Annotated in this window: 24 protein-coding genes; 11 read left to right on the plus strand and 13 right to left on the minus strand. The window is 51.1% G+C overall.

What is annotated here, in order from left to right; translation table 11 throughout:
• Positions 1-37: 37 nt before the first annotated feature.
• The 5 genes from ROJ03_RS00620 to ROJ03_RS00640 all read right to left on the minus strand — a co-directional run bounded on the left by ROJ03_RS00620 (position 38) and on the right by ROJ03_RS00640 (position 5,383).
• Complete coding sequence (locus ROJ03_RS00620; protein WP_313725041.1) at positions 38-808, minus strand: hypothetical protein; 771 nt, start codon at positions 806-808, stop codon at positions 38-40.
• Positions 809-845: 37 nt separating this feature from the next.
• Entirely contained in the window at positions 846-2,531 is a 1,686-nt protein-coding gene (locus ROJ03_RS00625; RefSeq protein ID WP_313725042.1) for a GGDEF domain-containing protein, read from the minus strand.
• A 21-nt stretch (positions 2,532-2,552) separates the two neighbouring features.
• A complete protein-coding gene (locus ROJ03_RS00630) occupies positions 2,553-3,338 on the minus strand; it encodes an NYN domain-containing protein (RefSeq protein ID WP_313725043.1) in 786 nt (261 codons plus the stop codon).
• 76 nt (positions 3,339-3,414) lie between these two features.
• On the minus strand, positions 3,415-4,716 hold the full coding sequence (locus tag ROJ03_RS00635) for an RluA family pseudouridine synthase (protein WP_313725044.1): 1,302 nt from the start codon (positions 4,714-4,716) through the stop codon (positions 3,415-3,417).
• Positions 4,717-4,828: 112 nt separating this feature from the next.
• The gene (locus ROJ03_RS00640; RefSeq protein WP_313725046.1) at positions 4,829-5,383 is read right to left on the minus strand and encodes a cation:proton antiporter; all 555 of its coding nucleotides are present in this window, start codon (positions 5,381-5,383) and stop codon (positions 4,829-4,831) included.
• Positions 5,384-5,407: 24 nt separating this feature from the next.
• Here ROJ03_RS00640 and ROJ03_RS00645 point away from each other — a divergent pair, with 24 nt between their 5' ends.
• The 6 genes from ROJ03_RS00645 (at position 5,408) to ROJ03_RS00670 (ending at position 10,402) form a co-directional block, all read left to right on the plus strand.
• The gene (locus ROJ03_RS00645; RefSeq protein WP_313725047.1) at positions 5,408-5,977 is read left to right on the plus strand and encodes a LysR family transcriptional regulator substrate-binding protein; all 570 of its coding nucleotides are present in this window, start codon (positions 5,408-5,410) and stop codon (positions 5,975-5,977) included.
• 329 nt (positions 5,978-6,306) lie between these two features.
• Positions 6,307-7,506 (plus strand): KamA family radical SAM protein, encoded by a 1,200-nt coding sequence (locus tag ROJ03_RS00650; protein WP_313725048.1) that lies wholly within the window; start codon positions 6,307-6,309, stop codon positions 7,504-7,506.
• A gap of 1 nt (position 7,507) precedes the next feature.
• A complete protein-coding gene (locus tag ROJ03_RS00655; protein WP_313725049.1) occupies positions 7,508-8,506 on the plus strand; it encodes a D-alanine--D-alanine ligase in 999 nt (332 codons plus the stop codon).
• Positions 8,494-9,447, plus strand: coding sequence for an ATP-grasp domain-containing protein (locus tag ROJ03_RS00660; protein ID WP_313725050.1), 954 nt, complete (start codon positions 8,494-8,496; stop codon positions 9,445-9,447). The genes ROJ03_RS00655 and ROJ03_RS00660 overlap by 13 nt, the downstream gene beginning before the upstream one ends.
• Positions 9,448-9,451: 4 nt before the next feature.
• Positions 9,452-9,934 (plus strand): GNAT family N-acetyltransferase, encoded by a 483-nt coding sequence (locus tag ROJ03_RS00665; RefSeq protein WP_313725051.1) that lies wholly within the window; start codon positions 9,452-9,454, stop codon positions 9,932-9,934.
• Positions 9,935-9,943: 9 nt separating this feature from the next.
• Positions 9,944-10,402 (plus strand): GNAT family N-acetyltransferase, encoded by a 459-nt coding sequence (locus tag ROJ03_RS00670; RefSeq protein ID WP_313725052.1) that lies wholly within the window; start codon positions 9,944-9,946, stop codon positions 10,400-10,402.
• On the opposite strand, the gene ROJ03_RS00675 is transcribed toward ROJ03_RS00670, so the two are convergent.
• Both ROJ03_RS00675 and ROJ03_RS00680 read right to left on the minus strand, forming a co-directional pair.
• Positions 10,403-11,380 (minus strand): ATP-grasp domain-containing protein, encoded by a 978-nt coding sequence (locus ROJ03_RS00675; RefSeq protein ID WP_313725053.1) that lies wholly within the window; start codon positions 11,378-11,380, stop codon positions 10,403-10,405.
• A 189-nt stretch (positions 11,381-11,569) separates the two neighbouring features.
• A complete protein-coding gene (locus tag ROJ03_RS00680) occupies positions 11,570-13,066 on the minus strand; it encodes an MATE family efflux transporter (protein ID WP_313725054.1) in 1,497 nt (498 codons plus the stop codon).
• Positions 13,067-13,222: 156 nt separating this feature from the next.
• Between ROJ03_RS00680 and ROJ03_RS00685 the strand changes: the two genes are divergently transcribed.
• From ROJ03_RS00685 to ROJ03_RS00695, 3 genes are all read left to right on the plus strand, one after another.
• Positions 13,223-13,735 carry a phosphohydrolase gene (locus ROJ03_RS00685; protein ID WP_313725055.1) on the plus strand — a complete coding sequence of 171 codons (513 nt, stop codon included), beginning with the start codon at positions 13,223-13,225 and terminating at the stop codon, positions 13,733-13,735.
• 522 nt (positions 13,736-14,257) lie between these two features.
• Positions 14,258-14,689 carry an NfeD family protein gene (locus tag ROJ03_RS00690; protein ID WP_313725056.1) on the plus strand — a complete coding sequence of 144 codons (432 nt, stop codon included), beginning with the start codon at positions 14,258-14,260 and terminating at the stop codon, positions 14,687-14,689.
• Between the two features lie 4 nt (positions 14,690-14,693).
• The gene (locus ROJ03_RS00695; protein WP_313725057.1) at positions 14,694-15,725 is read left to right on the plus strand and encodes an SPFH domain-containing protein; all 1,032 of its coding nucleotides are present in this window, start codon (positions 14,694-14,696) and stop codon (positions 15,723-15,725) included.
• Between the two features lie 81 nt (positions 15,726-15,806).
• Here ROJ03_RS00695 and ROJ03_RS00700 read toward each other — a convergent pair whose 3' ends face one another.
• From ROJ03_RS00700 to ROJ03_RS00725, 6 genes are all read right to left on the minus strand, one after another.
• Positions 15,807-16,706 carry an amidohydrolase family protein gene (locus ROJ03_RS00700; protein WP_313725058.1) on the minus strand — a complete coding sequence of 300 codons (900 nt, stop codon included), beginning with the start codon at positions 16,704-16,706 and terminating at the stop codon, positions 15,807-15,809.
• Positions 16,707-16,982: 276 nt separating this feature from the next.
• A complete protein-coding gene (locus ROJ03_RS00705; protein ID WP_313725059.1) occupies positions 16,983-17,147 on the minus strand; it encodes a hypothetical protein in 165 nt (54 codons plus the stop codon).
• 337 nt (positions 17,148-17,484) lie between these two features.
• Positions 17,485-18,672 carry a multiple monosaccharide ABC transporter permease gene (gene mmsB / locus ROJ03_RS00710; RefSeq protein WP_313725060.1) on the minus strand — a complete coding sequence of 396 codons (1,188 nt, stop codon included), beginning with the start codon at positions 18,670-18,672 and terminating at the stop codon, positions 17,485-17,487.
• Positions 18,673-18,752: 80 nt separating this feature from the next.
• Positions 18,753-20,300: an ATP-binding cassette domain-containing protein gene (locus ROJ03_RS00715; protein ID WP_313725061.1), complete on the minus strand. Its 1,548-nt coding sequence runs from the start codon at positions 20,298-20,300 to the stop codon at positions 18,753-18,755.
• 118 nt (positions 20,301-20,418) lie between these two features.
• Positions 20,419-21,516 (minus strand): substrate-binding domain-containing protein, encoded by a 1,098-nt coding sequence (locus tag ROJ03_RS00720; protein WP_313725062.1) that lies wholly within the window; start codon positions 21,514-21,516, stop codon positions 20,419-20,421.
• A gap of 413 nt (positions 21,517-21,929) precedes the next feature.
• On the minus strand, positions 21,930-22,322 hold the full coding sequence (locus ROJ03_RS00725; RefSeq protein WP_313725063.1) for a hypothetical protein: 393 nt from the start codon (positions 22,320-22,322) through the stop codon (positions 21,930-21,932).
• A gap of 117 nt (positions 22,323-22,439) precedes the next feature.
• Between ROJ03_RS00725 and istA the strand changes: the two genes are divergently transcribed.
• Together istA and istB are read left to right on the plus strand one after the other, a co-directional pair.
• Positions 22,440-23,948, plus strand: a complete 1,509-nt coding sequence (istA, locus tag ROJ03_RS00730) for an IS21 family transposase (RefSeq protein WP_313725064.1) — start codon at positions 22,440-22,442, stop codon at positions 23,946-23,948.
• Complete coding sequence (gene istB, locus ROJ03_RS00735; protein WP_313725065.1) at positions 23,938-24,714, plus strand: IS21-like element helper ATPase IstB; 777 nt, start codon at positions 23,938-23,940, stop codon at positions 24,712-24,714. Before istA ends, istB begins: the two co-directional genes overlap by 11 nt.
• The last annotated feature ends 18 nt before the right edge of the window (positions 24,715-24,732 follow it).

A 24,732-nucleotide genomic window follows, 5' to 3' on the forward strand; every position in this document is an offset into this window, starting at 1 on the left:
CTTTCATGACGATGCAAACCACAAAAAGTAAATTCACTTAGGCATTGGGCCTGAACCCAAGGCTGAGTGCTATGCTGACCGCCCTTCCCTGATGGTCGAAGAGGTCCAGAGCTCTGATGTCGGCAGAGAGATAGACTGAATCAAGCACCTGCAGGGGGAGCAGGCGAAGCCCTATGTTGACCAGCCCCCTATTTTCAGCATTTCCACCTGAGGGGGATATGCTGTAGGATACGTTGCCAAAGTCCAGCAGGAAATCTACCTTGCCCTTGAGCGCCTCGGGGAAAAACGGGGTCTGGAATGCGAGGCCAAAATCAATGTTGCTGTCTAGGTTCTCATGGAAGGTGTAGCCCAACAGGACTGTTGTCTTGGAGGGAAAATCCATGATGGAGCTGCTGAAGGTTGAGGCAAGGTAGAGCTGCGCCGCAAGGCCCCTCTCTGTTTTCACATCGATGAGCTGGCCGACCACCCCTACTGCCAGGGATGTCTCGCCCTTGTGGGAGAAGCGCCATTTTGCATTGAGCAACAGGTCGGTTGCATCTGCGATATCGGCAGCAAGGGCGACTTCATACCTGTCGGAGAAGCCCATCTGGACAAAGGGAATATGTGCAAACCCCGTAACCGAGAAGATACCTGAGTAGCCTGTGGTGATGCTAGGACTCTTGCCACTGGAAACGGGTTCTGCGCTGGGGATTACCAGGTACCCATTGACCCCGGAAAGTGTTGTATTGCCTGCACCCTCTGCAGCGATGGGTGATACCAGTGCCAGGAAAAGCAGGAAAAGCAGGAAAAGAAGTATGGATCGTCTCATATGATCCTCCTATTTGCAAATGGTGGCGAAATATGGTTCAAGAGTCAAGGATTTTGGGCTTTGCCAGTTTCATCTCTGCCTTGCACTGGTACATCGCGCTATCGGCACGGTGAATGATGTTGATGAACTTCTCTTTCTTCTTGGGGATGAACAGGTCCCAGCCAACAGCAACGGTGTAGTCTGTCTTCCTGTTGGTGAAGAACTCTATGATAGTCTTGGCAAGCTTGGCCATGGTGTCGTCCATGACCTTGGGGACGAAGGCCACAAACTCATCGCCTCCTATACGGAACAGTTCTGATTTGTCCGGCAACAGTTTGGTCATACATACGGTATAGTCCTTCAGGGCCATGTCCCCAGCCTTATGGCCCTTGGTGTCGTTTATTACTTTCAGGTCGTTGATGTCCATGACCAGGATACCTAATACCTCTTTTCCATACTGGGGCAACGATATTTCCTCTATGCGTTTGTCGTAGGCTGCACGGTTGTTCAGGCCGGTAAGGGAGTCGGTATATGCCATGTCGAGAAGCACCTGTTCCTTGAGGATGGTTTTTGTTTTTTCACTGAGAATCCTCATGCTGTGCCAGAAGAGGATCGCTGCACTCAGACTCATGCCAAAATGGAGCAGTACCGCGCTTTTGAGCTTGATGTTGAGGAATAGGAGAGCCTCCTCTGTGAGGATGGTTACCAGCAATATGCCCATGGCGAGGAGGAATGATCCCAGCTTTGCGTGGCCTTGCATATAGCTGGTGACCAGCAGTGCCAGCAGGACAACCAGGAATATTCCCAAAAAAAGGCCTGAGATGAGCAACAGGTCGGTATATTGCAGGATCCCGAGCACTTGCAGCACACCTCCCACGATGTAGGTCAGGGGGAAGATGAGGGAAATGGTCCGCATCCGCTCGATGGATTTCCCGACAGCATAGGAGGTACAGATATACTGTGTCAGGAAAAAGGGCAAAAGATAGAGGGAGGCAAAGCTAAGGTTCATGGGAAGGGCAGGGTTGCGGATGATGAGCAGCTTGCTGGTGCTTTGGGAGAATACCCATCCTCCCAAGGTAGCTTCAAGCCACCCAAAGTAGATGAAGCTGTCGCGTTCTTTCCCTCTCTGGATTCCAAGCGGGACAAAAATGCAGACAAGCCCTACAAAGAGAAGTGTGTACCCAAAGGCGATCGATGGCCACGCCTGGTGCTTTTGGAGGATCAGGGAAGCCTTGCTACCCAGGATGGGGGCCTTGATGCTTCCTGCAAAACTGTTGTTTGAGGTGAAACGGTAGACTAGGGAGAGCTCCTTGCCCCTTGCCTCGTCGGGAATCCTGATGAAATTGGCAAAGTTCCCGCCAAAGACAGGTCTGGCCCATCCCCTGTCCGGGCCCTCCAAGGCGTAGATCTTCTCCCCATCGACGAACACCTCCAGCCCTGCCATGCTGGACTCAACGCTCATGCAGGTGTTGTGGTTGGGGAAGCGAAGCGGAAGGGTAGTCGTTACCGTACAGACCTTCCCTACCAAGGGTTTCTCGTAGGAATAGGGTAGGGTAATGCCAGTGGCGAGTTTCTCCCCATCGAGGTAGATGTCCCACCCCCGTTCCAGGGCCATGGTACTCTCGTTGTCCAGCGGCTCTACTTTGAGGAAGGAGTCGAAGTAGAGGGAGAGGACAAATATCAAGAGGACGAAGAAGAACAGGATGTATTGGATCTGGGTAAGAGGTTTGTGTTTGGTGTTCATTTTGTGGTGTCAGAGTATCCTTTACTTTACTATAGGCTTGACTTCTGGATGCCCCTTTTCGTTGAGTTTTCGTTCGATGAGCTTATCTTTTTCCAGCTTGAGCATGAGGTTGCCTATGGTCTTGTAACTGCTTCGCTCGATGGTCCTGCTTTTGTCCATCTGATGGAACTTTATCCCCACGAGGCTGACCAGTTGCCATGTATCTGCTTCCATGGAGTCGATTACCTTTTTCATGATCGATTCGACAAGCTTGTCGTTTCTCTTGGTATTGGAAGGTTCGTTCTTTTCCTTCTCCTTTTCCTTTGGGAAGGCAACCTTTGGCTCCTCTACCTTGGCCTTGGTCTGGAAGGACTCAAGAATGAGGATCTCGTCACAGCTGTTGTTGAAGATTGGCTTGTCGCTGACATCTTCCTTGGTGACCAGATAGACCTCCTTGCCATATTTCCTCAGGATTTCCATGATGACGGTGAAGTCGGAGTCTGAGGTGATGAAGACATAGCGGTCGATGATGGGGCTCTTGATGATGATGGTTTCCAATGCCTCGAGGGAGATGATGAGGTCGGCACGGTTCTTGTAGTTTGTGGTTATGGAAGGGGTGTCCCGTATGTTGAAGTTGTACTCTGCAAGCTGTTTCTCCAGCTTCTTGATGGATGCGGCGTTACCACAAGCCAGCTTGATGACAAAGATGTTCTCTTCATCGACATTGGCATTGTGCTTGAGGGTGAGTTCATCAAAGAGGCTTTTCAGATCGAGGTTGTTGGGTATGTTCTCCAGGTCGATATAGATTGCATTGTTCTTTCTCTTCATTGTTTTTATCCTCCTTGGTATCTTTTTGTAAGCATACTACACAATAGATGTGGGCGATAGGTTGAAAAGATGGCTCTCAGAATGGAGAGCTGCTGGTAATGGTGAGTTTTTCCCCACTTCGGGGATGGATAAAGGAGAGGGAGCTGGCGTGCAGGCAGAGCCGGTCGCCCTCCTTGCCAGTTCCGTAGAGGCGGTCACCGACGATCGGGTGGGCGATGCCCTTGGGATGGAAGCTGTGTAGGCGCAGCTGGTGGGTTCTCCCTGTCAGGGGTCTGAACACCACCCGGGTGACCAACGATCCATGGAAGGACTCCACCCGGAGCTTTTTCCATACTGTGGTTCCCCACTTTCCCTGCTCTTCATCATATATCTGGTAGGGTCGATGTTCGACATCGAGTCGGAAGGGCAGGTGCACCTCCCCCTCCTCCTGTCTTACCACCCCTTCCAGGAGGGCCTGATACTCTTTCTCTATCTTCTTGTGCATGAACTGCAGGGAGAGGTCCCTATGGGTCTCCTTGTCCAGGGCGAGGAGCAACAACCCCGAGGTGTCCATGTCCAGGCGGTGGACGGCACACTGTCTGGGGGCTTTGGGGAAGAGACGCCTGACGCGGGTCTCCACGCAATCCTGCTTCTCTTCCCCCCTTCCTGGGACGGAGAGCATCCCGCCCTCCTTGTTTACTACCACCAGGCTCTCGTCAGCGTAGACGATGTCCAGCCCGAGCATATGCCTCAAGAGAGGCTGGCATTTCTCGTCGCACGGACCATAGAAGGCCTTGTGCTGCTTTGTACGGGAGCGGTTGGGCTCCCCATAGAAGAACTCTGCCATGCTGACGGGGTGCAGTTGGTTACAGAAGGCATGGTGAAGCAGCTTGGGGCCACAGCAGTCACCTGTGCCTGTGGGGGGAAGCCTTGGTCCAAAGACATCAGCTAAGCCAATACTCTTCTGGTCGATGCATCGGAACCTGTAGAGGCCGTAGAGTTCGGAAAGGATGGATTGGGAGAGGGTTTTTCTCTGGCTTGCCAGGGATGGCTTCTCCTCTGCCTTGGATTGCTCGATCTGGGAAGTCAGCGTATGGATCAGCGTATCGTGCCTCAGGGCAACCTTTTCATAGGTTCTAGGATCGACGACAGGGCCCACCCAGCCGGGGATGGTCCAGTTCCCCGCATACTGGCCGGAGAACGCCTTGAGCACCACCTCGTTGCCACTGGCGTCCTCGCAGACGAGGATGCCGAACATCTGGCCCCTGGCGGGACCGAAGAGGTAGTCTGTGGAGATGGTTCCGGCCCCTTCAAAGTCGAGACAGGTGTGCATATCGAGTGCCGCCTGCAAAAGCAGGGCAGCCTCTTCTGCCTTTCGGGTTGGAAGTGGTGGGTTCATTGCAGCTATAGTATGGGACAATTCAGGGGAGAGTGGGAAGGAAAAAAGGAAAACTCATGAAAATGTTGTGGTAGGGCGTTCTGGCCGGTTGTGCGATAGGTGCATATGGTCGCTACATCATCAGAAGGACTGAGCTTTCCATGTTGGTATCATCTGAACTCTTGAAGACCCAATTCAAGCCACACAGTTCCAGGGTCAGGACAAGGGCAATGGCAAGTACGATGATAATCCAGAGTTTGTTCCTTTTATACATTGCTTGCCTCCTTTGGTGGAATTTGCATTGCATGCTGGTTTTTTTCGATCGAACCGGAAAGGATGAGGGACTAGCAGGGCCTACCATCCCATACAGCACAGCGGATGAGAGGATGATGGTGGTAAGCGGCATTGCCATGTCCGGGGGCAACAGGTGCTGCCCTAGGGCTGCAAGGCCGATGGAGACTCCTGCCTGGGGGCAGAGTGCCAAGCCCAGATAGTTTCTCACCGGCTTGTCCATGGAGCAGACAGCAGAGCCAACAAAGGAACCAATATACTTGCCGACTATCCTGATGAAGAAGTAGGTGATACCCATGATACCCGCAACCTTGAGCATCTGTACATCCAGCTTCATGCCTGATAGCACAAAGAATGTCAGGAGAATGCCCTGCTTGCTCTGGAAGAATGTCGGCACAAGATCCGCCGCCTCATTATAGGGATGACCGCCACTGCAGAGGAAAACCTGTTTCCCCAAGTCATTGCCGAATATTGCCACATCCATGACAAGACCAAGGTTCGGATCGAGACAGGAACCCTGGAATCCCTGAGGACCCATCTGCAGACCTATGAGATAGATACTGACTACCTTAATCTTGTGGTATCACCGAAGAACCCCCTTGCACAGGAGAAGAGTGTCTCCCTGGAACGGCTGAAGGAGGAAAAACTCATCCTCAGGCCTTCCACTACTGCAACAAGACGCCAATTCGAGCAGTTCCTCAACCACAATGGGGAGACGGTCAAGAACTATACCATCATGATGGAGATCGACAATGTGCCCATCATCAAGGACCTGGTGTACAACAACCAGGGCGTTACGGTGATGAGCCACAATGCCTGCCTGGTGGAACAGTTGGCAGGCAAGCTGGTTGTCGTGCCCCTGGCGGCTGGATTTCGGATGGTACGGGAACTGAACATCATCTACAGGAACAACTATAAGCATCCTGAGGTGGCAGATGAGATGCGTAGGCTCTACCTCGAGATGAAGCAGAAGAGTTACGGCTCAACGTGAAAAGAGAGGGAGTTTTTCTGCCTGTACCGATGCCGCTCCAATGGCGTTTCAGCCCGTATGGTGAGTAAGTTTTTTGGGCTTTTTCCCCAAGGAAAACTATCTTGGGGAAATCCCCAAAAATCTTTCATTTTTATTGATAAAAAGAGAGACGCTTTTGATTCTTAGTGATACACTTTAGCCAGTAATGTAGGCAAGAGGATCAGAAGTCTTCCAAGGACGTTGAATCACTCGTGCCAAGGACGGTTCCTATGGAACAATTCAATACTAATCAAACAGTTAACATTGACGACGGTGACCCTCCGCTTATACGCAAAGGCATGCAGGTTTGCATGTCACAGAGCGTCCCCGCCTCCGGCAGCCCCAAGATGGTGAAGTCCAGTACTTCATCCTCCCTTAAGGGCCAGGCAACCAAGTTCAGGAAAGCCTATTTTCCTGACGCGACCAGAGAGATGTGGAATGACTGGCACTGGCAGGTTTCCCATCGAATCACCACCCTTGAGCAGATCTCCCGATTCCTGGTTTTGACCAACGAAGAGCGACAAGCTCTTGAACATTTTGAAGATCGATTCCCCTTCTCCGTAACCCCCTACTATCTTAGCCTTCTTGACCCCAAGGACCAGCAGAGTGCCTTACGCAAGAGTGTAATCCCCTCCATCCTTGAGTCCTTCACTTCTCCCGGTGAGAGTGAAGATCCCTTGCATGAAGAGAATACCAGTCCGGTCCCAGGCATAGTGCACCGGTATCCTGACAGGGTATTGTTTCTGACCACAAGCTTCTGCTCGGTCTACTGTCGATATTGTACCCGTTCCCGCCTGGTCGGTGGGCATACCGAACCTCTGGAATCCCATTGGAAAGATGCCATTGACTATATCCGCAGAACCCCCGTCATCCGTGATGTCGTCATTTCCGGTGGAGATCCACTGACCCTCTCTGACGAGAAGATCGAGTGGTTGCTCAAGGAAATTACCTCCATCAAGCATGTGGAGATGGTCAGGATCGGGACAAAGGTACCTATGGTACTTCCCCAGCGGATCACTCCAAACCTCCTGAAGATCCTCAAGCGCTACAAGCCCATCTACCTGAGCGTACACTGCACCCATCCTGATGAGATGACAGCAGAAGCCGCAAAGGCCTGCAACAGCCTCGCTGATGCCGGGGTGGTCATGGGAAGCCAGACGGTCCTGCTGCAGGGTGTGAATGATTCAGTTGAAATCCTGATGGCCCTCTACCACGGCCTGTTGAAGGTAAGGATCAAACCCTACTATCTTTTCCAGTGTGACCCGATCACCGGCTCTGCCCACTTCCGCACAACTGTGGACAAGGGTAAGCAGCTCATCCAGGGCCTACGCGGCTTTACCAGCGGGTATGCCGTTCCCCAGTACGTCATAGATACTCCCGGAGGCGGCGGAAAGGTCCCCATCCTCCCCGACTATGAAGTTGGGCACGACGAGAAGAACCTCTATCTTCGTAACTATGAGGGGAAGGTCTTCGCCTATCCCGACCGTGCCAAAGAGGGCACTGAGATCTGACATGCTTATTGGAATGACCTATGACCTCAAAGACGACTACCTCAAGGCGGGATATCCTGCCGAGGCAGTCGCTGAATTTGACAGCCTCGTGACCATTGATGCGATCGACGATTCTCTCAGGCTTTTGGGCTATGAGACCATCCGTATCGGTAACATCAAGGCCTTGGTTGGGTTCCTTGCCGAAGGAAATCGTTGTGACCTTGTATTCAACATTGCTGAAGGTCTCCATGGCCTTTGCCGGGAAGCACAGATTCCCGCCTTGCTCGATGCATACGAGATTCCCTATGTGTTCTCCGATTCCCACATCCTCTCCATCTCCCTGCACAAGGGAATGACCAAGGCTGTGGTGAGGGAGCAGGGCGTCCCTACCCCTGACTATTTTGTCATCCATGCTATGGATGAGGTCGATGCTGTCTCGCTTCCCTTTCCCCTGTTCCTCAAGCCGGTCGGCGGCGGGACGGGCATGGGCATCAGTGCCAACTCCATCGTCAAGGACAAGGATGAGCTCAGCTCAGTTGCCCATCTCCTTCTGCAGCAGTTCCACCAGCCTGTGTTGGTGGAGACCTACCTTGGAGGAAGGGAGTTTACCGTCGGCATCACCGGAACACGGGAACATGCACGGACGACTGGGGTGATGGAGATTGTCGTCGACCCGAGCTGTGATATGGGTGTCTACTCCTACAAGAGCAAGCAGGAGTACCTTGAGTTTGCAAGGTACCATCTTGTCGAAGGGGATGTGGCATCCGAATGTGAGCGTGTTGCCCTGGGTGCGTGGAACGCCCTCGGCTGTCGTGACGGCGGACGCATCGATGTGAAGATGGATGGGCAGGGCAGGGTGAACTTTTTGGAAGTGAATCCTCTTGCCGGCTTGAATCCCATCGACTCTGACCTTCCCATCCTTTGTGGGAAGAGTGGGATAAGCTACCATGAACTGATCAGCAGGATCATGGCATCAGCCATGCTCAGGCTTCAGCCTCCGAAGGCAACATGCGTATCCTGATCGTCTCTGACAAGCTCGCCATGGTCCCTACCAAGGACGAGCTTGACACAGCATTGGAAGTTGAGCAGGTAACCCAAGCCCTCATGGCCCTCGGCCATGAGGTGTTTCATGCTAGCTTTGTCCTTGATGCAAAAACGATGGGAGAGCAGATACTCTCCTACCATGCCGACCTCATCTTCAACTTGGTGGAAACCTTGGAAGGAAGTCGTCTCCTCCATCTCGCTCCCGCCCTATTTGCATCCTTGAAGGCCAGGTACACCGGTGGAAACGGGGAGGGGATGATGCACTCCTCTGACAAGCTGCTAGCCAAACGGATGATGCGAGATGCAGGGATCCCTACCCCCCCTTGGGTCGAACCTTCTGACGTTGGTCCCCTCTCTGCATTCCTTGGCAAACCGCTGATCATCAAGCCTGTGGCCGAAGAGGCTTCGATTGGGATCACCGACACCTCTGTGAAGAGTTTCTCCAATACCGAAGCTTTGAGGCATGAGCTTGCCGGGAACGCACACTTTGCCGAAACATTCATTCTTGGCCGTGAATTCAGCGTCTCCCTGCTTACTGTCGGCAACGAGATGATGGTCTTTGAGCCTGCCGAGATGCTTTTTGTGGACTATCCCGCTGACAAGCCTACCATCGTAGGCTATGAAGCCAAGTGGGATGAGACCTCGTTCGAGTACCTCCACACCCAACGGAGCTTCACTTTCTCCGAGGATGATGACCTTTTGCTCTTTTCCCTGAAAGAGTTGAGCCGCAGGGCTTTCCAGCTATTTGGGGGAAAAGGGTATGCGAGGGTGGATTTCCGGGTCGACGAAAGAGGAAATCCCTTTGTGCTTGAAGTTAACCTGAACCCTTGCATAGCGAGGGACAGCGGATTTGTGGCTGCTGCCGAGAGGGCAGAACTCAGCTATGAAGAGATGATCGCCCTGATCATCAAAGGGTAATACTATGGATACCTATACATTTAGGGAGCAACCACAGAGTAGCGATGTCGCCTGTGTTGCTTCGATATTACACACTTCCGGCTTCTTCAATGAAGAGGAACAGCAGGTGGGGGTCTCTCTGGTGACCGAGCGTTTGGAGAAGGGGGAGGTTTGCGAATACTTCTTCCAGTTTGCCGAATGTGGCTCAGAGGTCAGGGGGTATACCTGTTTTGGGCCCATACCGGGGACCAAGAGCAGCTATGACCTCTACTGGATAGCGGTCGATATGGCCTTTAGGGGTAAGGGCCTCGGTACAAAGCTCCTTGTCCAGACAGAACTGGAGATCGACAGGAGAGGGGGAAACCGTGTCTATATCGAGACTTCCTCGACCGAACTCTACTTCCCAACCCGTTCATTCTACGAACGGAACGGGTATCTTCTGGAAGCTGAACTGAAGGACTACTACGCCCCCGGTGACAATAAGCTTATCTATGTGAAGGCTTGGTAGGAAGATCATATGCCAACTATTGTAGCGTACCAGCATACTGGGGATATCATAGACAAGGAAACTGTCATCACCCTGATCCAGGAGCAGATGGCATTCATCGGCTACCAACAGAGCAGGGAAGAGGTCGAGGCAGAGGTCAACAATGCCATGAAGAAAGAGAGCCGTTCAGCTCTCTTTGTTGCATATGAGGGCGGTAGCACTGCCATAGGATTTGCCTACGGCAATATCTGCTCTGGCTTGGAAACCGGAGGTGACTACTTCTGGTTGAATGAGCTTTATGTGTCGGAGAGTTGCCGCAAGCAGGGGCTGGGGTCGGACCTGTTGGGGTTTGTGCGGACCTGGTCCCAGGAAATGGGATGTGGATACCTGGCCATGGTAACCCATCCAAACAACAAAAAAGCCCAGGCCCTCTATCAGGAACTGGGCTTTGAATTGGAGAAGCTGGTCTGGGTCGACAAGTACCTCTGACTAGCGTACCTGCTCTACAATACCCTGGACCAAGTCATCGAAGGAGAAACCTCCCTCCAGGGCCAGGTGGTAGAATCCGTAGAAGCTGGGGTTGCAGTTGACCTCCAGCACCCATGGCTTGCCTCTCTCATCAATGCGAAAGTCAACACGGGCGTAGCCGGTGAGGTCGAAGGCTTTCCAGCAGGCCCTCGCTATCTGGGTAAGCTCCTCCAGCAGGGGGAGGTCACGCTCATCAGCTTGATACTTTGCTACGATGTGTTCAAACCCAAATGAGTTTTCTGTCCATTTGGCATCATAGGTGATGATCTTCTCTTTCTTGTGCTCTTCATACCCCTGGAACACCCATTCATATGGGGTGAGGACCGTGCAGGCCTCCTGCATTCCATGCATGCATGCGGTGAACTCCCTGCCCTCGATGAAGGCTTCTGCAAAGCAGGCACTCCCCAGGGCCTCTTCCTTCTGTTGCAGTGCAAGCAGAGTAGCCTTACCATCCACGATCGAACTCTCGTCCAAGCCTATGGAGGCATCTTCCGAAATGGGCTTGATGATGAACCGTTTGATGGACCTGTCCTGAAGGGCTTCCGTCTCCCCCTTGCAGATCCAGGGTGGGGTAGCGATTCCTGCAGCCTTGAGCAGCCGTTTTGCAAGCATCTTGTTTGTCGTAAGGTAGAGGTTGTGCAGGGAACAGCCGGTATAGGGAAGGCCCATGTGTTCGAGAATCCCCGGGACGAGGTAGGCAAGGTTTTCTTCTGCTGGGGCAGAGTCGACCAGGTTGAATACCAGAAGGGGATGGGAGCTGTTCATGGTCTCCAGCATGGAAAGGCTCTCCATGGAAAAAGGAACCATAAGGGTCTTGTACCCTTTGGCTTGCAGGATTTCTGCAACCCATTTGGCTTGTCTCTCTATGTCCAGGACATCCTCAGGACTATCCTGTCTGACTTGGTTGTGAAGAATGATGATGGTGTGGTCTGTATACATGATATCCTTATAGGAAAAATAGTTGTATAGCCTATAGTTCTATTCTGTCCAATTTTTGTCAAGCAGAGGGAATGAGGAAAGGGAGAAAGATTCGTGGCTGCTCTGCCACTGCTTGATTCCAGTTCCTGGATAGGGTCAATTCTGCCTGAATGGATACACCCTTGTTCCTCGTATTGGCTCAAGGATTCTTCACAACGGGGGCAAGGTTTCCTTGGTTTTCATCCAGTCCACAGAGAAGTAGTAGATGATGAATACCATGGCGCTGAGAAGCCAGGTGATGGGGTGGGCCCAATAGACGACACGGATGTCCATCAAAAACAACAGGCCAATCTTGATGTAGAGCACCCTTACAATGCACCAGAAGGTCAGCATGACTACCATGGGCACCATGGATTTCCCAGCCCCTCTGAAGAGCCCTGCCATGACATGGGAGAGGGCCAGGGCAAAGAGGAATAGGGATGATATCCTCGACTTCTGCACCCCGAATGCGATGATGTCCGGGTTCTGGCTGAAGAGGGCCACCAACGGGGCTGCATAGAGATAGAGGAGGATCCCGATCGACTCTGACAGGATCATGGCAAAGATGATGCCGAACCGTATCCCTTTCTTTACCCTCTCGTGCTCCCTTGCCCCGATGTTCTGGCCGGTAAAGGTTGTCATTGCCAAGGCAAAGCTGGTGATGGGGATGAGGGCAAAGCCCTGGATCCTCATGAAGGCTCCGGTACCTGCCATGGCTGTTGCGCCAAACAGGTTGACACTCGACTGGACAAAGACATTTGCCAGTGAGGTTACGGAGTTCTGGATGCCTGACGGGATGCCCAACCTAAGGATCTTTGAGAGGAATCCCTTTTTGAATCCAATATGCCTAAGTTCAACTCTGACAATCTCCCTTGAGGTCAAAAGAAGGCGGAAGGAGAGGACGACGCTCACCGTTTGGCTGATGATGGTTGCATAGGCGGTCCCTGCAATGCCCATCTTGAAGCCCACCACAAACACCAGGTCCAATACAATGTTGAGAGCCGCTGCGATGATGAGGAAATAGAGTGGGTGCCTGCTGTCCCCGACAGCTTGGAGGATCCCTGCCGCACAGTTGTAGAGCACTACCGCCCCAATTCCCAAGAAATATATATGTACGTAGATTTCTGCTTCGTCGAAGACATCGGCAGGAGTTCCCATCCAGGTCAGGATGACTGGGGAGAAGAAGTAACCAATGATGGTCAAAAGAAGTCCACTTACCAGACTGAATGCAATCGAGGTGTGGACCGCCTCTCGTACCGAATGCAGATCCCCTGCCCCATAGAAGGTGGATATTACCACCCCGGCTCCGACGAAGACGCCCTGCACAAGCCCGATCAGCAGGAAGATCAGCGAACCACAGGAGGTGATCGCAGCAAGGGCCTCTGTGCCAACGAAGTTTCCCACCACAAGGGAGTCTGCCGTATTGTAGAGTTGTTGGAAGAGGGTGCCTAAGAATATGGGGATGGCAAAACGGATAATATGTCCTTGGATTGGCCCCGTTGTCATCAGTTTCGCCTGTCTGCTCATAGAGTGACTGTAGTCCAATTGGGGAAGGTGTGCAAGCAAGATTTTGCAGGCCGATAGTGGCAGGAGCCAATATTTCGATTGTTTGTGCTCCTCCATCGGGATGGGGATAAAAACCCCTGTCCAGGTCTCTCTCTTTGCCATGGAAAAGTGAATTGAGCACTATGTCATTGAACAGAGGAGCGATAGGTCCACCTCTCCAAAAGAGATCGCCATAGGGTTAGGGGAACCTTCTTGCCCCACAGTTTTCCTTGCGCCTAACCCTCGGGTGTGTTTCAATTCCCCTAGAGAGGAACGTACATGGAACAGACCATTCTGCTTGCTACACTACTGGATCACACCATCGCCTATGACTCACCCGATGCAAGACGCATCGCCCACCTCGTAAAGGTGCATGGCTACGCTAGGGCGATAGGGGTACTGGAAGGCCTTGATGCCAACACCCTTCTGATACTGGAAGCCTCTGCCATCGTCCATGACATTGGGATCAAGGTGTGTGAAGAGAAGTACGAAGGAAAATCCAGTGGGAAACTGCAGGAGCTTGAGGGCCCTCCCATAGCAAGGGAGCTGCTTGCCAAACTCCATAAGTTCAGCCCAGCGGTTATCGACCGGGTTGCGTTCCTGGTGGGACACCATCATACCTACACCGATATCCAGGGCCTGGACTACCAGATCCTCATCGAGAGCGACTTTCTGGTAAATCTCCAGGAGAAGCCCACGCCCAAGGAAACGTTCAGGAAAGTGTATGAGGAGATCTTCTGTACCGAGAGCGGCAAGCGGTTCTTCCGAAATATGTTTGCCAATGAGCTCTGATCATCATCCTTCCCTATAGCTCAAGTTCCAGAAAATAGGCCAGCACCGTGTCGGGAAGAACATGCTCCATCGCCTCAGCCTATCCTTACTGTCCATCCTAAGGCTGTTTGTCAGGAAGTATTCGATAAGCCGATGCTCTCTCTGTAGCTGCAAGGCCAGGTGCAGGTCCCTCCGCCTGAGATTTACGGTGGGGGAGTTGGATGGTGAATTTTGCAACGGAAAAAGTAAGCTTCTGTTTTTCCCCCTGCATTTCTTCCCTTGCAAACCCTCTAGGGAAAAACTCTATTGCAATCTGGGAGAATAGGCCGCACTTCCCTGCAAAGGGATCGCCTGCAACCTTGATCGTATTAATCGCTCTGAAATCTGCAAGAATGTGTACGGCAGAGGTTACCGCATCAAAAACTGTCCCTTCTGAAGCTTTTCAGGAATCAGTTGACAGATCTCCGGTTCGGGACGTAGAGTGTAACTGTTTATGAACGGTGAACTTGTTTGCTTTTTCTTTCCGAATCAAAGGGGTGTTGTATGAATGTCTGGTGGTTGTTTGTGACAGTTGGTATTCTTCTTATGGCCCTGGAAGCCTTCACGCCAGGGTTCATCATCATGTGGTTTGGCCTTGCCTTTATCGTTGCGGCAATCCCTGTCTACCTGCAGGCCTCCACATCGGTCGTGCTCCTTACCTTCGCCATCACGCTGCTGCTCCTTACGGTTTTCGTCAGGAGGATTTTCGTCAACTCCCGATCAAAAAATAGAGGCTTCCGTACAAATTCCCAGAGCCTTCTCGGTGAGAAGGGTGTCGTTGTCGAAGAGATCAATCCCACCAAGGGCTCGGGAAGGGTGAGGGTCCACAAGGAAGTGTGGACAGCCATAGCAAAGGATAGTGAGGTCATTGCTGTCGGCCAGACCATTGTGGTCCTACAGATCGATGGGGTGAAGCTTGTGGTAGGAAAGGAGTGAGTCCATGGAATCGTTCTATGTAATCGGTGCTGTTACCTTGTTTGTCATCATCATCGTGCTCAAGGGTATCAAGCAGGTGCCCCAAGGCCAGGCTGTCATCATTGAGCGGCTTGGAAAGTATGTGAAGACCCTTGATTCCGGGATTAACTTCATTATCCCCTTCCTTGACAAGAAGCGGTATGTGAAGCACCTGAACTACAAGCCGGAGAAGATCTCCGACTACAATGTGGACCTGAGGGAACAGGTATATGACATCCCTTCGCAATCGGTGATCACCCGGGACAACATCAGCCTCACGGTGGATACCCTCATTTTCTATCAGATTGTCGAGCCCCATAAGGCCTGCTATGAGATCAGCGACCTGATCATGGGCATCAGGGAACTGTCGAAGACCACGATGCGTAACATCTTCGGTGAGATGGACCTTGATGTAAGCCTCTCCTCGCGTGATACCGCTAACCAGAAACTGCGTGGCATCCTCGATGAGGCGACTGACAAGTGGGGAGTGAAGATACTCCGCGTTGAGATCCAGGACATCATCCCCCCGACAGACCTGAAGGAGGATATGGAGCGCCAGATGAAGGCTGAACGTACCCGTAGGCAGGAGGTCACCATTGCTGAGGGGAAGAAGCAGGCAGCTATCCTTGAAGCCGAAGGCATCAAGCAAAGCCTCATCCTCAATGCCCAAGGGGAGTCAGAGTCCCGCATCATGAAGGCCGATGCCTATAAGATGGAGAAGATTCTCCTGGCAGAAGGGGAGTCCGAGGCCATACGTCTGGTCCAGCTGGCCAAGGCTGTGGGCCTCGATGCCGTCCGTAAGGTATATTCTGAAGGAAAGGGAGCGGACAACCTTCTGATGATGGAGGTGCTTCGTTCGCAGAATGAGATTGCCAAGGACCTTGCCAACGGTTCGAGCCATAAAATCTTCCTACCCACTGAGGTTGCTGGCCTGTTTGGTTCCATTGGAGGTATCCAGGAGCTTCTTGCTACCCGCGATGCGTTCAGGAAGGCGGACCAGACAGAGTCCAAGGCATAGCTTTAGGAAGGATATATACAAGGAACAATGGCCTCACGATCCAAAGGATGCGAGGCCATTGCTCACTACATAGCTCTTACGCTAGAAGTACAACCTCAGTGCATTGTCGTGGAATACAGCCTGCTGCTCCTTTTCGCTGAAAACAGGGAGCAGGTAGTCAAGGAGCTGCTCATAGCTGTGGTGTACCAACGTTGAAGGGGCATCGGTTCCCCACATCAGGTGATCGGCTCCGACCAGGTCCTTTGCAACGGTGGTGAACTGCTGGGCTGTGGGGAAGGGGTAGGCTTCAGGGCGTACCTTCCAGTGGAGGGCGGCGAGGTCAAAATGGATGTTCTCCCGTTTCATTGTTGGCAGGCCTTCCTGCAGCTGCTGGAGATGTTGGCGCCTGGGGGACATCAGGTGACAGACTACGATGTCCATTGCAGGGAAGGCATCTGCTATGGCCCTGATAGCCTTGGGCTGGTTGCTTCCGTCGCCGGGACTGCCCAGATCGAAGACTAGCATCCCCTGTTTTGCGGCGATCTGTTCATAGAAGCCCATCATCAGGGGATTGTCCAGGGCGAAATCGGGGTGGCTTCCCATGATGCCGCATCCGACAGACATCTCAAACTTGAAGATGTGGAAGGAGTTGAGAAGGTTGTCGAGGATTCTCTGGGCATTGCGACACCATGGGTCAAAGGTTGCCGCACCTGCAAACCGGGTAGGGTGGCTCTGGCAAACCTGGTGGATGTAGTCATTGGCGAAGCCCAGGAACCCACCTTGCAGCAATACCGCTTTCTCGACATCGTGCTTGTCCATGATGGAGAGCAGGGTATCGGCAGTGAAGGAGGTATCCCCATAGCCTGGGGGGATGATGTCGACAACCTCGCCTGTTGCCCAGCGGGCTTTCCCCCCTCCGATGGCACGAAGCTCCCCATCCGAGCCAAAACCACAGAGCTGTTCAAATACATGGGCATGGGCATCGATTATCCGCATAGTCATTTCTCCTCTTCAAGGGTAAGGCTACAAGTCCTCCAGGGAGCTGTCAACAAGGCTTTTGTTGCCTGAAGGATAAGAAATGATACCCTTATGGACAACTGGCATGGCCTACCGGTGAGATGCTGCAATAAAGGACAGAACACCAAATGCAGGTTTGGAGGTAGGGCTTAGCTCTCCAGGAAAGAAGTATAGGAGACAATTTTTCCATACAGTTGGCTATATAATGGTCCCTTTAAGAGTAGGTCTGTCAGTTTCTTCTTTCCAGGAAAAAGGTTACCTCTACAGGTAGATGGGGTTGCTATATGCCACCTTTCCATTAGCATCTATGCACTCCACCCTGACATACTCCCTGTTTCCACATAGTGGGATGGAGAATCCTGTCAGGTTCGATCCGATCTTTCTGATGTAGTTGCGTCGCTCAAGTCTTGTATATTTGGTTTTCACTCTGAGGACGGTACGTTCAGCAACACCACCAAGGATGGTGAAACCATCGATGGTCCCTCATCGTCGTAGAGCCCCTCAGAAGCGAGACGCACGTATCCCTAGCTACTTCCAGAAGCTAGGTTGTTGGTAAGATCGAACCAATTCTTGGTTCAGCTCAGACATCTAGATTTCCTTGTTTCCCTACATGGCCAAGGAAAGTCCTTTGATCCTGAAACCGAACATGTAATCAAATACGTTTCATATAACAAATCGCCGGCTCAGAAATGAGCTGGGTTATTATGACCCCTGCGAATCACACAATTCACAGGGGTCATATAGATGCAACTCTTCTATGGATTTACGCTATCTTCGATGATCTCGATTTTGAATACAGGTCGAATGCAACGGCTGAAAGAAGGACAAACCCTTTGATTGCCTGTTGCCAGTCCGTGCTGATACCGATGATGGACATACCGTTGTTCAGCACTCCGATAAACAGCCCGCCTACAACAGCCCCGATTATCGTTCCGATACCACCAGAGACAGCTGAACCACCTACATAACAAGCGGCAATCGCGTCCATCTCAAAGTTCTGCCCGGCCTTGGGAGTGGCTGAGTTCAGACGCGCAGTAAACACCATCGCTGCCACCGCAGCCAGAACCGCCATATTGGTGTAGATCCAGAACATTACCCATTTGACTTTTATACCAGACAGTTCTGCAGCTTTTCTATTACCTCCAAGAGCGTATATATGACGGCCTTGAATAGTCTTGGATGCAACGAACTGATAGGCAATTACCAAGACGCCCAACAGGATAAGTATATTGGGAAAACCCTTGTATATTGCGAAAACGACGGTGAAAGCAACAAGAATAGTGGCTATAAATACCACCTTGGCAAGCCATATTCCTGCAGGAAGGAGGTCAAAGTCATATTGTTTCTGTTTCTTCCGTTTTTGTACTTCACTGAAAACAATCAATACAACAATTAGGAAACCAATCAACAACGTAAAGAGATGCAAATGTATTTTTCCGATCGTTAGGCCCCCGAATGGGTCAGGAATATACCCGGATGATATCAACTGGAATTCCCGAGGGAATGGAGCCTTTGTCTGTCCTTTCATGATTACCTGCCCCAGGCCACGGAAAACCAACATACCAGCCAAGGTGGCTATGAATGGTGGCACATTCACAAATGCAATCCAGAACCCTTGCCACATACCGACCAATGCACCGACTAGAAGCGCAATTAGCATCGCTACGTAGGGATTCCACTGCAGGTCGACCATCATGACACCACACAGTGCACCGATGAAACAGACAACGGAACCCACGGAAAGATCGACGTTTCCTGTCAGGGTACACAGTAACATGCCGACGGCAAGAATCAGAACATAGCTGTTCTGAAGCACCAAGTTCGTCAGATTTACCGGTCTGAAAAAGATGCCGTCCGTCAAAAGTCCAAATGCGACCATCGCCACTACCAAGGCGAGGACCATCATGTATTGCCTTACATTCTTTTTCAAAATCGCAATCAAGCCACTCATCCAACACTCCTTATCGTATGCAAACAATCAAAAACTCACCAGATTCTAAGTTACCACATCGCCAAGCAATCAGCGTTAACTTAGTTGTTCAGGATATTACGCATGATCTCTTCCTGAGTCGCAATCTTACTAGGCAGCTCAGCGGTGATCTTGCCCTCGCTCATCACATAAATTCTGTCACTCATTCCGATAATCTCCGACATTTCACTGGAAATCAGCAAGCACGCCATCCCTTGTGCCGCAAGCGAATTGATAATCGTATAAATCTCATGCTTTGCCCCGACATCTATGCCACGCGTAGGTTCATCAAGAATCAGGACCCTTGGATCAGTGAACAACCACTTTGAAAGTACGACCTTCTGCTGATTACCTCCCGAAAGATTTCCTGCCATCTGGAGGATTGTCGGGGTTTTCGTATTAAGACGTTTGCAAAAATCTTCCGCAACGATATTTTCATCATGTTCGTTGATCACCGATAGCTTGGCAATTTTCTTTAACTTTGCGATTGTCGTATTCTCCTTGACGTTCTGAATCATCACTAGTCCAAGTTCCTTGCGGTCCTCTGGTACATAGGCAACGCCTTGGGCAATTGCCTTGGGTATCGTACTGATATCGACTTCCAAGCCCTCGATCAACGTTTTTCCAGTGATAACCTCACCGTAAGCACGACCGAACACGCTCATGGCAAGTTCGGTACGTCCGGCTCCAACCAAGCCAGCCAAGCCGACGACCTCTCCGGCGCGAACATTGATATTCACCCCATCGAGTTTCTTTTGCTCCGGATTATCAGGATTCTGAACCGACCAGTCCTTGATCTCGAACAAGATATCACCGATGGGATTGTTTCGCTTGGGAAACATCTCAGTGATTTCCCGTCCTACCATCCCTTTGATTATTCTTTCTTCACTGATTGAAACAGTCCCTTGCTTGGATCGAACGACATCCAGCGTCTCAATCGTTTTGCCGTCCCTCAGAATTGTAATGGAATCGGCGACGGCAGCGACCTCGTTGAGCTTGTGGGAAATCAACACGGAAGCGATGTTACTTTTGTCACGGAGTTCCTTGAGGATTTCAAGCAGATGTGCGCTGTCCTTTTCATTGAGTGCGGAAGTGGGCTCGTCAAGAATCAGCAATTTGGCATGCTTCGCCAAGGCCTTGGCGATTTCAACCATTTGCTGCTTTCCCACCCCCAGCCTGTTTACAGGGAGATTAGGGTTCTCATGGAGTCCGACACGTTCCATGTATTTCATTGCTTCTTCACGGGTCTTGTCCCAGTTGATGATATTGAATTTTGCCCGCTCATCACCGATGAACATGTTTTCTGCTATGGAAAGGTAGGGGCTCAACGCCAACTCCTGATGAATGATGACGATTCCAGCCTGTTCACTCTGCCTTATACTGGAGAAGGTGCAACGCTTACCCTCGAAGAATATGTCCCCGTCGTAGGTGCCATGGGGATACACACCTGACAGTACTTTCATCAGCGTCGATTTCCCTGCGCCGTTTTCTCCAACTAAGGCATGTATTTTACGTTCTTTGACATCCAGACTGACGTCATCAAGCGCTTTTACGCCTGGAAAAGCCTTGGTGATATGCTTCATCGACAGCAGAATTGAATTGTTTGGCATATAAGTCCCCCGATATACAGACCGGAACCCGATTCCAATTCAGCCTTAGGCAGATGGCACCGGGTTCGCGATTAGGCGCTCAAGTTCCGGCTTCTATGAAGAAGCCGGATACATACTCTTACAGGCCAACTTCAGCTGCAGTATGGTAGCCAGTATCGACTACTTCAGCCTTCAAGTTATCCTTTGTAACGATGACGGACTTCAGCAGAACGGAGGGAACGATGTACGGTTTGCCGTTCTTGATGGAGTCGTTGTTGTAACTGGTGGTATCGAGACCTGCGGGAACTTGTCCACGCATGATTGTGTCAACGAGCACGACAGTGGCCTGGCCAAGTACGCGGGTATCCTTGAGGACTGTCGCATACTGATCACCAGCAAGAATCGACTTGCAGGAAGCAACAATGCAGTCCTGTCCGCCGACTACCGGCAGAGGCTTGCTAGCTGTGCCGTATCCAACTGCCTTACAAGCTTCAAGCGTTGAAAGACTGATTGGATCGTAGGGAGAGAGAATTCCATCGAGCGTCTGGTTGGTATAATGGGCGGAAAGCAGGTTTTCCATTCTGGACATTGCCAATTCATTGCTCCAGCGCAGCGTTCCAACTCTATCCATGCCCTTCTGGCCTGAACCAATCTTGAGCGTACCGTTGTCAAAATAGGGCTTAAGCCTATCCATGGCACCATCATAGAACTTATATGCGTTGTTGTCGTCGGGAGATCCACCGAACAGCTCGATTAATAGCGGCTTTTTCTTTGGATTGTTCAGGTTCATTCCCTGTATAAGGATATCACCCATCTGCTGGCCGACTGCATAGTTGTCGAATGATAGGTAGTAGTCAACATTCGGCGACTTCATGATCAGGCGGTCGTACGCTATTACAGGAATTTTTTCCTCTGCAGCCTTCGCAAGCACATCACTCAAAGCCGATCCATCGATCGAGGCGATGACGAGCACTTTCGCTCCCTTGGTGATCAAATCTTCAATCTGACGTACCTGGGTAGGGATATCATCATCCGAGAACTGCAGGTCAACCTTGTACCCAAGTTTTTCCAAACCGGATTTTACTGCAGCCCCGTCCTTGTTCCAGCGCTCTTCAGACCTGGTGGGCATGACGACACCGATCATCCCCTTGGAGGACGAACTCTCCCCAGCACCTGCTGCAAATACCATGGTCACCGAGTATAACAGGACCATTCCTACTACTAGTAACTTTTTCATAAACAGCCTCCTTAAGCTTCGTGCGTTAACGTTAACGCTTTATAAAAACATAACCATCTAAAATAGATGTTAAATCAACTCTACCATTGGTAAAATGAGCCGTCAAGCTTTATTATGAGGGCATTTCTCATGCATATTTTTATGTTCCTTATACTAACTTGATATTGGCAAACAAAAAAAGGAATTACCACAACCACACTTCAATACTTCCCCCATTTTTCCAAGAGAAATATTTCTTTGCCTGAAATGCCTTAGACCTCTTTTTTTGGGCTATGCAAGTGTTGAAGACAGGATATGTGTCGATGTCAAAAAGAATAACGCTATAGGAGACGATTTTCCCATACGGTTGGCTATATAAGGGCCCATTTAAGAGCAGACTTGTCAGTTTCTTCTTTCCAAGGAAAAGGGTTGCCCTACAGATAGATGGGGTTGCTATAGGCCACTTTGCCCTCGGCATCTATGCACTCCACCCTGACATACTCCCTGTTCCCACACAGTGGGGTGGAAAAGCCTGTCAGGTTCGATCCGATCTGCCTGATGTAGTTGCGTCGCTCTCCCTTGAAGATGATCCTGCTTACCGGAGAACAAAAGACATGGGCTATCCCATCCTGGACGAAGAAATCATGGATTTCCGGTCCGGTGGAGGAGTAGAAGGATCCCTTCTCCAGAGCCTCGGTTATGGCCTCTTGGCTTCGACTCTTTGCCTTTACCATGACCCACCCACCAAAGCTGTCGCTCTCCTGATGGTCAAATGGCCAGCCTGGTGAGGTGTTGTACTGGTTGTTTAGAGCATAATTAAATTCCAAGAGTTGGCGATTGGATTTCCAATGAATGGCGGAACACTTGCAACGGTGTTCCGGCAAGGCTAACTTGGTTTCAGTAGTTCCCAAACTATTATTAAAACCAAGGAGGCATCGGAGGAGATGCTACAAGTGTTCCGAATAGAGAGTATAAAGGACTTGGCAGGTCAAGGAAAGACCATTGCAGAGATAGCCAAGATCCAGGACATCGATTACAAGACAGCGAAGCGGTATGTTGAGCAAGAAGACTTCAACCAACCTGCCCAGCCTGTCATCAAACATTTCAGTTCAATCCTTGATCCGTACAAGGATGAGATCAGGGCAATGATCGTAGAAAGCCACGGCTGGAGCAAGAAACAGCGGTATACTGCCAAACGTGTCTGGATCATCCTCGGTGAGAAGCATCAGGAGTTCAACTGTTCCTACAATGTGGTTGCACGTTTTGTAGCAGCCTACAAGCAGGAACAAAGGCTCAGTATGCGCTTCGGCTACGATGAGCTGGTCTGGCATCCAGGGGAAGCCCAGGTAGACTTTGGCGAAGCGGACTTCTATATCGGAGGGAAACTGGAGAGGCTCAAGTATCTGGTAGTCTCTTTTCCTGCCAGTAATATGGCTTTTGTCCAAATATTCAGGGGCGAGACTAGCGAATGCGTCTGCCAAGGTCTGAGAGACATCTTTGAGTACTTAGGAGGGGTCCCCTTCCTACTGATATTCGATAACGCTACGGGTGTCGGACGAAGGATTGGAGACATCCTACAGATGACCAGACTCTTCACCCTCTTCCGGATGCATTATGGCTTTCAAGTCAGGTTCTGTAATCCCTATAGTGGAAATGAGAAGGGAAACGTGGAATCGAATGTCGGGTACATCAGAAGGAACCTGTTCGTACCTCCCTTGGATGTGCCTCAAGATATAGCTTCCTATAATACAGGGATATTGTTGAAGCTCAGCTACGACCTGAAGGCTGGGATAAAGCACTATAAGCATGAGCTTCCAGTCTCAGAATTGTTCAAAAAGGATAAGGAGGCGTTCAAGTCCCTGCCTTTGAAGCCTTTTGAGGTGTTTTCAAGACAGACTGTCAAAGCTGACGGTTATGGGAGGATATGCCTCAGCGGCAACCATTTCTATACCCTTGGCGGGCAATATCGCGACTCACCCATAATTGTGGATGCCGCGGCCTGGACTGTCACCACCTATGATGCAAATGGCAAGCTTATCGGTACCATGGCAAGGGAGTATGGTAGTGAACGTACCAGCAGCCAGAACATAGGTTCGATGTTGGCATCGCTTTCCAGAAAGCCCGGCTCTTGGGGCAACAGTTTCATCCGTGAGGAGATGCTTGACGGCCCTTTGAAAAGCTATCTTGATTCACCGACAATAACCCGGCACCAGACTGCCAGCACCCTGGAGCTGTTGGAGCAGCTGACAAGGAACTTTCCTTATGATGTGGCCCAACAGGCACTTGAGGAGTGCCTCAAGAAAGGCAGCGAACTCAGGAAGGATGATGCTGTCACCTTGGCAAACCGCCTTATGACCTTCGACCTGGACAGGGCTGAGAATTCGACTGGTGTTGACCTCAACAAGTACAATGTTTTGCTCCCTATGGGCAAGGAGGAAAGCAATGGCCAGTGAAGACAGCGATTTCCGCTCAAAGAAGGCGCTCAAGACTGAGGTAGGCGAAAAATGCAGGAAAATCATGCTCAGCAGCGGAACCATCCAGATGATCCTGGACAGTGCTACTCTGGGCCAGCTGGACTACTTCTCCTCCGTCATCAGTCACGAACTGGTGCTCAGGGAGCATACGAGAAGGGCCAGGTACATCAAAAAGGCAACGTTTCCTGTGCTCAAGACCTTTGAGGGGTACGACTTCAACGGGATTGTCTTCCCAAAGCTTCTGGATAAGGAGGAGATGCTCAGCCTCAAGTTCATAAGCCAGAAGAAGGTGCTTGTCTGGTATGGGGGCTGTGGAAGTGGAAAGACCCACGCCTGCACCGCCTTGGGCATCATGGCCTGCAAGCAGGACTACAAGGTGAAGTTCACCACTGTGGGGCAGCTTGTCTCCCGCCTTTCGGAAGCCAAGTTTGACGGCACCCTGGAGAAGATGTTCACAGAACTGTCCCATCTCGACCTGCTCTGTCTGGATGAGCTGTGCTATATCCCCATAGACAGGGAGAGTGCGCAGCTGCTGTTCAGGGTCATCTCCGAGAGCTATGAGCGCAAGGCTTTGATAATCACTACGAACCTACCATTCAACGAATGGGGCAAGTTCTTCACCGACGAGCAGCTTGCGGCAGCCATCATTGACAGGATTGTGCATTATGGACACCTGATCAATACCGGAGACCGCGACTGGCGTCTGGAGCACTCGCTTATGAAGGACCAGCCGGCCATGAGGTGACCTTGGCCGTCTGTCGTT

Source organism: Sphaerochaeta sp. PS (assembly GCF_032144095.1).
In the GTDB taxonomy this organism is placed as follows: Bacteria; Spirochaetota; Spirochaetia; order Sphaerochaetales; family Sphaerochaetaceae; genus Sphaerochaeta.

What these genes read in the sequence shown, in the direction of transcription:
- ROJ03_RS00635 (WP_313725044.1), bottom strand. Translation starts at nt 4,716, where the DNA reads ATGAACCCACCACTTCCAACCCGAAAGGCAGAAGAGGCTGCCCTGCTT.
- ROJ03_RS00660 (WP_313725050.1), top strand. Translation starts at nt 8,494, where the DNA reads ATGCGTATCCTGATCGTCTCTGACAAGCTCGCCATGGTCCCTACCAAG.
- ROJ03_RS00720 (WP_313725062.1), bottom strand. Translation starts at nt 21,516, where the DNA reads ATGAAAAAGTTACTAGTAGTAGGAATGGTCCTGTTATACTCGGTGACC.
- ROJ03_RS00675 (WP_313725053.1), bottom strand. Translation starts at nt 11,380, where the DNA reads ATGTATACAGACCACACCATCATCATTCTTCACAACCAAGTCAGACAG.
- mmsB (WP_313725060.1), bottom strand. Translation starts at nt 18,672, where the DNA reads ATGAGTGGCTTGATTGCGATTTTGAAAAAGAATGTAAGGCAATACATG.
- istA (WP_313725064.1), top strand. Translation starts at nt 22,440, where the DNA reads ATGCTACAAGTGTTCCGAATAGAGAGTATAAAGGACTTGGCAGGTCAA.
- ROJ03_RS00645 (WP_313725047.1), top strand. Translation starts at nt 5,408, where the DNA reads ATGACCGCCACTGCAGAGGAAAACCTGTTTCCCCAAGTCATTGCCGAA.
- ROJ03_RS00670 (WP_313725052.1), top strand. Translation starts at nt 9,944, where the DNA reads ATGCCAACTATTGTAGCGTACCAGCATACTGGGGATATCATAGACAAG.
- ROJ03_RS00665 (WP_313725051.1), top strand. Translation starts at nt 9,452, where the DNA reads ATGGATACCTATACATTTAGGGAGCAACCACAGAGTAGCGATGTCGCC.
- ROJ03_RS00695 (WP_313725057.1), top strand. Translation starts at nt 14,694, where the DNA reads ATGGAATCGTTCTATGTAATCGGTGCTGTTACCTTGTTTGTCATCATC.
- ROJ03_RS00715 (WP_313725061.1), bottom strand. Translation starts at nt 20,300, where the DNA reads ATGCCAAACAATTCAATTCTGCTGTCGATGAAGCATATCACCAAGGCT.
- ROJ03_RS00630 (WP_313725043.1), bottom strand. Translation starts at nt 3,338, where the DNA reads ATGAAGAGAAAGAACAATGCAATCTATATCGACCTGGAGAACATACCC.
- ROJ03_RS00690 (WP_313725056.1), top strand. Translation starts at nt 14,258, where the DNA reads ATGAATGTCTGGTGGTTGTTTGTGACAGTTGGTATTCTTCTTATGGCC.
- ROJ03_RS00625 (WP_313725042.1), bottom strand. Translation starts at nt 2,531, where the DNA reads ATGAACACCAAACACAAACCTCTTACCCAGATCCAATACATCCTGTTC.
- ROJ03_RS00700 (WP_313725058.1), bottom strand. Translation starts at nt 16,706, where the DNA reads ATGACTATGCGGATAATCGATGCCCATGCCCATGTATTTGAACAGCTC.
- istB (WP_313725065.1), top strand. Translation starts at nt 23,938, where the DNA reads ATGGCCAGTGAAGACAGCGATTTCCGCTCAAAGAAGGCGCTCAAGACT.
- ROJ03_RS00680 (WP_313725054.1), bottom strand. Translation starts at nt 13,066, where the DNA reads ATGGCAAAGAGAGAGACCTGGACAGGGGTTTTTATCCCCATCCCGATG.
- ROJ03_RS00650 (WP_313725048.1), top strand. Translation starts at nt 6,307, where the DNA reads ATGTCACAGAGCGTCCCCGCCTCCGGCAGCCCCAAGATGGTGAAGTCC.
- ROJ03_RS00655 (WP_313725049.1), top strand. Translation starts at nt 7,508, where the DNA reads ATGCTTATTGGAATGACCTATGACCTCAAAGACGACTACCTCAAGGCG.
- ROJ03_RS00620 (WP_313725041.1), bottom strand. Translation starts at nt 808, where the DNA reads ATGAGACGATCCATACTTCTTTTCCTGCTTTTCCTGCTTTTCCTGGCA.
- ROJ03_RS00685 (WP_313725055.1), top strand. Translation starts at nt 13,223, where the DNA reads ATGGAACAGACCATTCTGCTTGCTACACTACTGGATCACACCATCGCC.